Raw genomic sequence first — 5,937 nt, 5'->3', positions numbered from 1 at the left:
CTGGGTGCGCCAGCCAGCCCAGGCCGGAGCCGGTGGTCGTCAACACCGCCGAGGCCAGTGAACTGGCACGTCAGGCCTGGGAGGCACACCAGCAGGGACGCAAGGAAGAGGCCCTCGAACGGTACCGTGAGGCTTTTGATATGAACCCGGCCAACGCGCTCACGGCCAATAACCTGGCATTGTTGCTGCGAGAACAGGGACGATTTGAGGAGGCGGTGACGGTGCTGGAAACGGGGCTCAGCCATTCCCCGGTTACCGCCGAACTACATTACAACCTTGCTGTTATCTCAGAGCTGTATCTGCTGGATCTGGATGGCGCACTGGCTCACTACCGCCGTTACCGCGAGTTGGCGGGCACCGAGGAGAAGCAGGTGGCCGGATGGATTGCGGACCTTGAAAGGAGACTGGACTGAATGCGCTTTTATCGACGATTGGCGACGGCCGGGATGAGCTTGATGCTTGCCCCGTTCATGGCCTTTGCAAATGAGGCGTCCAATGCCTCGGAAGCGGTTGTGTCTCAGGCCGCGGATAACACCGTCGCACTGGGCGTGGAGGGAATCAACCGCCATACCGGAGACGATGATCCCGGCGTGCTTTATATCCTGCCCTGGCAGCCGCCGACCTTGCCGCGGCGTTCACGTGCTGAACTGGATGCCGGAAGCGAGGAACTGCTCGAACACAAGGACCCGTTGACCCTTGAGCGTCACCGGACGTTTCGTGAAACCCTGAATCCATTGTTGGATTCCACTCTTTCCCTGCAGTAGAGAACCGGGAGTCTGAATATGCTGGAAACTGTTGTTCGTTTTTTTCAGGAAGGTGGTCCCTTCATGTATCCGATTGCCATTGTGCTGGCCATCGGCCTGGCGATTACCGTTGAGCGTTTCATCTATCTCGCTTCGGTGCGCCGCCGGAACCGGCTTGCCTTTGAAAAGGGCATACTGCCGCTGCTGAGGAAGCGGGATTACCAGCGGGCGATGAAAGCCGCGACAGGCTCTGACAGTGCCATCGCGTCGATCATGAGCGCCGGCATTGGTCGGCTACTGAATAATCACTCCCGCGAAGATGTTGAGTACGCCATGGAAGAGGGGTTGATGGAAGTCTTGCCCCGTCTTGAGAAACGTACCCAATACCTGGCAACCCTGGCCAACATCGCGACACTCCTGGGCTTGTTGGGCACGATCATCGGCCTTATCGCCGCGTTTACGGCGGTGGCCGCTGCAGATCCGTCCCAGAAGGCGTCGCTGTTGTCGGAAAGTATCTCCGTTGCCATGAATACCACGGCGTTCGGGCTGATGTCGGCCATTCCCCTGTTGATGTTTCATGCACTGCTTCAGACCCGCACCAATGAAATCGTCGACAGTTTCGAGATGGCCGGGGTGAAGCTGCTGAACATTATCTCCGAGCAGCCCGCCCCCCAATCCGCCTGAGCCAGGGTTTGCCGCATGAGACGAAAACATCGCAGGCTTGTCAGCAATCCGGAACTGGATATCACGCCATTCCTGAATCTGATGATCGTGTTAGTCCCGGTATTGCTGCTGGGCATGGTCTTTAGCCAGATTCGTATGATTGAGCTCGACTTTCCCGGGATGGAGTCGGGTGAGTCGCCACAGGCTGACGAACTGCGGCTGGTGGTGGCGTTGATACCCCAGGGCCTGGAAGTGCTGGACAGTGAGAGAGGCGTGATCCGGACCCTGCCGTTGATTGAGGGGGAACAGGACTTCGACGGCCTGAGGGAAACTCTCAAGCAGATCAAGAAGCGGGTGCCGGAGAAGACTGACATCGTTCTGGAGGTCAGCCCGGACATCGACTATCAGACTCTGGTGACTGCAATGGATACGCTCCGCTCCTATCCGGCAGTTGTTGCGGCCAGTGTGGTGAAGGGAGAGCTTTTCCCGGATGTGGCACTGGCAGACGCACCTGAAAACCGGACGTTATCGGTCGAAGGGGAGGGTGCATGAAGACCTCCCGCCGTGCCCGTCGTATCCAGCGCCACTACAGCCGTATGCACCGCCCGGGAGGCCTGAATCTGGTGTCCCTGATGGACATCTTCACGATCCTGGTGTTCTTCCTGATGGTGAACTCGTCCGATGTAAAGGTTATGCAGAACACGGCCGATGTCCCACTGCCGCAATCGACCGCGGACAAGGAGGCGGTTGAAACCCTGATGGTCCAGGTAATCGGCCGGTCCATTCTCGTGCAGGGCCGGGAAGTTGCACGGTTGGATGGCATTGAAACCGGGGACAGCTCCATCGGTGGGCTGGCGGATGAGCTTGCCTGGGTGCGTAACCGGAGGGGCCAGGTGCCGGAGCAGGGCCATGAGGTGACCATAATGGCAGGGCGGGCCACCGACTACCGGTTATTGAGAAAGATCATGCAAACCTGCATCGATGAAGACTTCCGGCAGGTCCGGCTGGCTGTTGAGTCGGCGAAGGAGGTCGGCAATGGCTGAGTGTCAGAACCTTTCTCTCAAAAAGGTCTCTCCCAACAATCTCGCGACCAAACACCTTTCATCCGGGTTGCCATGGGGCGCGGAAAAGGGAGAAAACCGCCGTTTTGTGCTGGCATTGTTGGTGATGGTGGCGGTCTTTCTGCCTCCTGCGCTGCTTATTCCGGCGTTTCAGCTTCCGGAACCCGACCGCAGCGAGGCGGAGAAGATTCCGCCCCAGTTGGCGCGACTGGTAGAGCAACGCGAGGCGCCAAAGCCGATTCCAGTGCCTGAGGTTGAACCTGAACCTGAACCCGAGCCGGCTCCGGAATCTGAGCCCGAGCCCGAACCTGAAAGTACAGAACCCAAAGCGGTGGAGCCGGAATTGGCTGAAGAGGTGCCCCCACCCGAGCCTGTGCGCCCGACACCCGCTCCTTCCCAAACGGTCGAGCAGGCGCGTGAAACCGCCTCCAGGTCGGGTCTGATGGCAATGCAGGACCAACTTGCCAGTATGCGGGCTCCAGAGCCGGACGCCGTGGACACCCTGGCGGCCAACGTCGATGCCGAGACCGCAAGCGGCGATGGAGATCTGTTCGGTGCCGAAACTGACCCCGACAGGGCGCTTGCTGGCAGCGGCGGCGTCACTCGGGAAGCCGCGCCAGAAACTGAGGTGGCAGTGGCTGGCCATCAGGTTCGAAACGTGGAGGTGGCGCAGGAAGCAGTACCAGAAGCTGCGCCGGAGCCCACCGGCGGACCGGGGCAGCGGGGCATGAGCAACATCCGCCAGGTGTTCGACGCCCAGAAAACGTCACTCTACTCCCTCTACCGACGCGAGCTGCGTCAGGACCCGACGCTGGAAGGTAAGGTTATGCTGGAATTGGTGATCGAACCGGATGGGTCAGTATCGCGTTGCGAGGTGGTGAGCTCCGAGCTGGGCAATCAAAGCCTGGAGCAACGCATTGCCATGCGCGTACGCCTGTTCAATTTCGGCGAGGACGATGTGGAACCCAGGACGGTGCGATTCCCCATCGATTTCCTGCCGGGTTAGTTCAGGGGCCCGTATACGCTAGTGCGCTATAGTAATTTTTGGTAGCTGTGGCTTGCTCAGGGACATCTTCTGGGTAGGGGCGATCACTTTCGCCTCACCGGTCACAACCCGCTCATCGTTCTGGTTGCGGACATCGCAGGATAGGGTTACGCGGTTTTTGCGTTCCTTGGCCAGTACTGTCAATGTCACCGTCAGGGTGTCGTCCAGCTTTACCGGGCGCTTGAACGCCAGGCTCTGTTCCAGGTATATGGTGCCGGGGCCCGGCATCACGGTGGCCAGGGCCGCGGAAATCAGTGAGCCGCTCCACATGCCATGGGCAATCCGTTCCTGGAACATGGAGTCGGCGGCAAACTCCGAATCCAGGTGGACCGGGTTCACATCTCCGGAGACAGCAGCGAACAACACCAGTTCGTCCTCGGTCAGTGTTTTCACATAGGTTGCGGAGTCGCCTTCCTGGAGTTCGTCGTAAGTGATGTTCTCAAGCGTGTCCAAAGTGTCGCTCATGATGGGCTCCAGTGTTGGTGTGATTAGGTTGGTGGCTACAACCGCTACAGTTCTGCTTTGAAAACTACCTCATCGTTCACAAAACTGCTATTCTCTCCCGACTTTTCGAGGCTGATACTTTTGTCTGGTTGATTTTTTGACCAAAACGACATTGGTAAACATTATAAGCACAAATGCCAAACAGGAGATGGTGATGGATTTTGAGCAGTTCTATCAGGACAAATACCCCGCTGGCGTGTCCCTGAACGTAGACCTGGATAAATACAGTAGCATGGTTGACGTATTTGATCAGGCCGTGAACAAGTACGCTGACCGCCCCGCGTTCAGCGCCGTTGGCGCCACGCTCACCTATCGCGACCTGGACACCCAGAGCCGGAATTTTGCCGCCTGGCTGCAGAACAAGACCGACCTCAAGCCGGGCGACCGGATTGCGGTGCAAATGCCCAACGTGTCCCAGTACCCTGTCGTAGTGTTTGGGGCCATGCGCGCGGGCCTGATCGTGGTGAATACCAACCCGCTGTACACCACTCGCGAAATGGAACACCAGTTCAATGATTCCGGTGCCAAGGCGCTTGTAGTGCTGGCGAACATGGCCCATAACGCAGAGAAAGTGCTTCCTCATACCGGCATCGAGCATGTCATTGTTACCGAAATTGCCGACATGCATTCGCCGCTGAAGCGTACGCTGATGAACGCCGCCGTGAAGCACCTGAAGAAAATGGTGCCGGCATTCAGCCTGCCCCAGGCTCACAAACTCCCGGCGGTGCTCAGTGCAGGGGCCAGGGAAAAATTCTCCCCGGTGGAGTGCAAGAAAGACGACATCGCCGTTCTGCAGTACACCGGTGGCACTACCGGCGTGGCCAAGGGCGCGATGCTGACCCATGGCAATCTGGTCGCCAACCTCCTGCAGGCTCGGCCGATGATGGAAGATTCGGTGGAGGAGGGCACGGAAGTGGTTATTGCTCCGCTGCCGCTTTACCACATCTACTCGTTCACCCTGAACTGCGGCATCATGCTTGAAGCTGGCGCCCACAACGTTCTTATCCCGAACCCTCGTGATATCCCCGGATTTGTGAAAGAGCTCAAAAACCATCGCTTCACCGCATTCCTGGGGCTGAACACGCTGTTCGTGGCGCTGTGCAACAACGAAGAATTCAAGGCCCTGGATTTCAGTGCCCTGAAACTGACGTCGTCCGGCGGCATGGCGCTGACCAGTGACACCGCGAAAATGTGGCAGCGTGTTACAGGGTGTGAAATCAGTGAAGGTTACGGCATGACTGAAACCTCGCCGGTTGTCACCTTCAATCCGAACAGCGCGATCCAGCTTGGCACCATTGGCCTGCCGATTCCCGGTACCGAAGTCAAAACCATCGACGACGACGGCAACGAAACGCCTCTTGGCGAGCCCGGCGAACTGTGTGTGAAGGGGCCACAGGTGATGCGCGGATACTGGCAGCGCCCGGAAGATACCCAGAAATCCTTCACTGACGACGGTTTCCTGCAGACGGGTGACATTGCCCTTATCCAGGAAGACGGTTACATCCGCATCGTTGACCGCAAGAAGGACATGATTATCGTGTCTGGTTTCAATGTCTTCCCCAATGAGATAGAAGACGTGGTTAGTGGTCATCCGAAAGTGGTTGAGTGTGCCGCTGTCGGTGTTCCCGATGACAAGAGCGGGGAGGCGGTAAAGGTCTACCTGGTGGCAACCGCGGAAGGTGTTACCGAAAATGAACTGAAAGAGTTCTGCCGCGAGCGCCTGACCGCTTACAAGGTCCCCAAGTCCTTCGTGTTCCGCGATGAACTGCCGAAGACCAACGTAGGCAAGATCCTGCGGCGCGAGCTGCGTGACGAAGCCAACAGCAAGTAATCGGTTCGTGCGGGCGGTTTAATCGCCCCGAACGGTTGACGTGAACCCCGCCTCGGCGGGGTTTTTCCGTTGTGCGCCAGGCATGGCGCG

The 5,937-nt window shown here is 58.3% G+C and carries 8 protein-coding genes; 7 read left to right on the top strand and 1 reads right to left on the bottom strand.

The window, feature by feature from the left end:
* From B3M52_RS10215 to B3M52_RS10190, 6 genes are all read left to right on the top strand, one after another.
* The coding region (locus B3M52_RS10215) for a tetratricopeptide repeat protein (RefSeq protein WP_286749511.1) at positions 1 to 413 on the top strand (413 nt) is incomplete at its 5' end.
* Complete coding sequence (locus B3M52_RS10210; RefSeq protein WP_286749510.1) at positions 414 to 764, top strand: hypothetical protein; 351 nt, start codon at positions 414 to 416, stop codon at positions 762 to 764.
* Between the two features lie 18 nt (positions 765 to 782).
* Positions 783 to 1,427 carry a MotA/TolQ/ExbB proton channel family protein gene (locus tag B3M52_RS10205; RefSeq protein WP_036205450.1) on the top strand — a complete coding sequence of 215 codons (645 nt, stop codon included), beginning with the start codon at positions 783 to 785 and terminating at the stop codon, positions 1,425 to 1,427.
* A 15-nt stretch (positions 1,428 to 1,442) separates the two neighbouring features.
* Positions 1,443 to 1,958 (top strand): ExbD/TolR family protein, encoded by a 516-nt coding sequence (locus B3M52_RS10200; protein ID WP_041334778.1) that lies wholly within the window; start codon positions 1,443 to 1,445, stop codon positions 1,956 to 1,958.
* Positions 1,955 to 2,449: an ExbD/TolR family protein gene (locus tag B3M52_RS10195; protein WP_286749507.1), complete on the top strand. Its 495-nt coding sequence runs from the start codon at positions 1,955 to 1,957 to the stop codon at positions 2,447 to 2,449. The genes B3M52_RS10200 and B3M52_RS10195 overlap by 4 nt, the downstream gene beginning before the upstream one ends.
* On the top strand, positions 2,442 to 3,473 hold the full coding sequence (locus B3M52_RS10190; RefSeq protein ID WP_286749505.1) for an AgmX/PglI C-terminal domain-containing protein: 1,032 nt from the start codon (positions 2,442 to 2,444) through the stop codon (positions 3,471 to 3,473). The genes B3M52_RS10195 and B3M52_RS10190 overlap by 8 nt, the downstream gene beginning before the upstream one ends.
* 18 nt (positions 3,474 to 3,491) lie before the next feature.
* Here B3M52_RS10190 and B3M52_RS10185 read toward each other — a convergent pair whose 3' ends face one another.
* Positions 3,492 to 3,977 carry a MaoC/PaaZ C-terminal domain-containing protein gene (locus B3M52_RS10185; protein ID WP_036205454.1) on the bottom strand — a complete coding sequence of 162 codons (486 nt, stop codon included), beginning with the start codon at positions 3,975 to 3,977 and terminating at the stop codon, positions 3,492 to 3,494.
* Positions 3,978 to 4,170: 193 nt separating this feature from the next.
* Between B3M52_RS10185 and B3M52_RS10180 the strand changes: the two genes are divergently transcribed.
* Positions 4,171 to 5,847, top strand: coding sequence for a long-chain fatty acid--CoA ligase (locus tag B3M52_RS10180; protein WP_199448632.1), 1,677 nt, complete (start codon positions 4,171 to 4,173; stop codon positions 5,845 to 5,847).
* Positions 5,848 to 5,937: the final 90 nt, after the last annotated feature.

Source organism: Marinobacter sp. UBA2688 (genome assembly GCF_002352785.1).
GTDB lineage: Bacteria > Pseudomonadota > Gammaproteobacteria > Pseudomonadales > Oleiphilaceae > Marinobacter > Marinobacter salarius.
This window is presented reverse-complemented; position numbering and strand designations above follow the sequence as displayed.

Excerpts from the sequence above, each read along its gene's own strand:
- B3M52_RS10210 (WP_286749510.1), top strand. The coding sequence starts at position 414 with ATGCGCTTTTATCGACGATTGGCGACGGCCGGGATGAGCTTGATGCTT.
- B3M52_RS10205 (WP_036205450.1), top strand. The coding sequence starts at position 783 with ATGCTGGAAACTGTTGTTCGTTTTTTTCAGGAAGGTGGTCCCTTCATG.
- B3M52_RS10200 (WP_041334778.1), top strand. The coding sequence starts at position 1,443 with ATGAGACGAAAACATCGCAGGCTTGTCAGCAATCCGGAACTGGATATC.
- B3M52_RS10180 (WP_199448632.1), top strand. The coding sequence starts at position 4,171 with ATGGATTTTGAGCAGTTCTATCAGGACAAATACCCCGCTGGCGTGTCC.
- B3M52_RS10185 (WP_036205454.1), bottom strand. The coding sequence starts at position 3,977 with ATGAGCGACACTTTGGACACGCTTGAGAACATCACTTACGACGAACTC.
- B3M52_RS10190 (WP_286749505.1), top strand. The coding sequence starts at position 2,442 with ATGGCTGAGTGTCAGAACCTTTCTCTCAAAAAGGTCTCTCCCAACAAT.
- B3M52_RS10195 (WP_286749507.1), top strand. The coding sequence starts at position 1,955 with ATGAAGACCTCCCGCCGTGCCCGTCGTATCCAGCGCCACTACAGCCGT.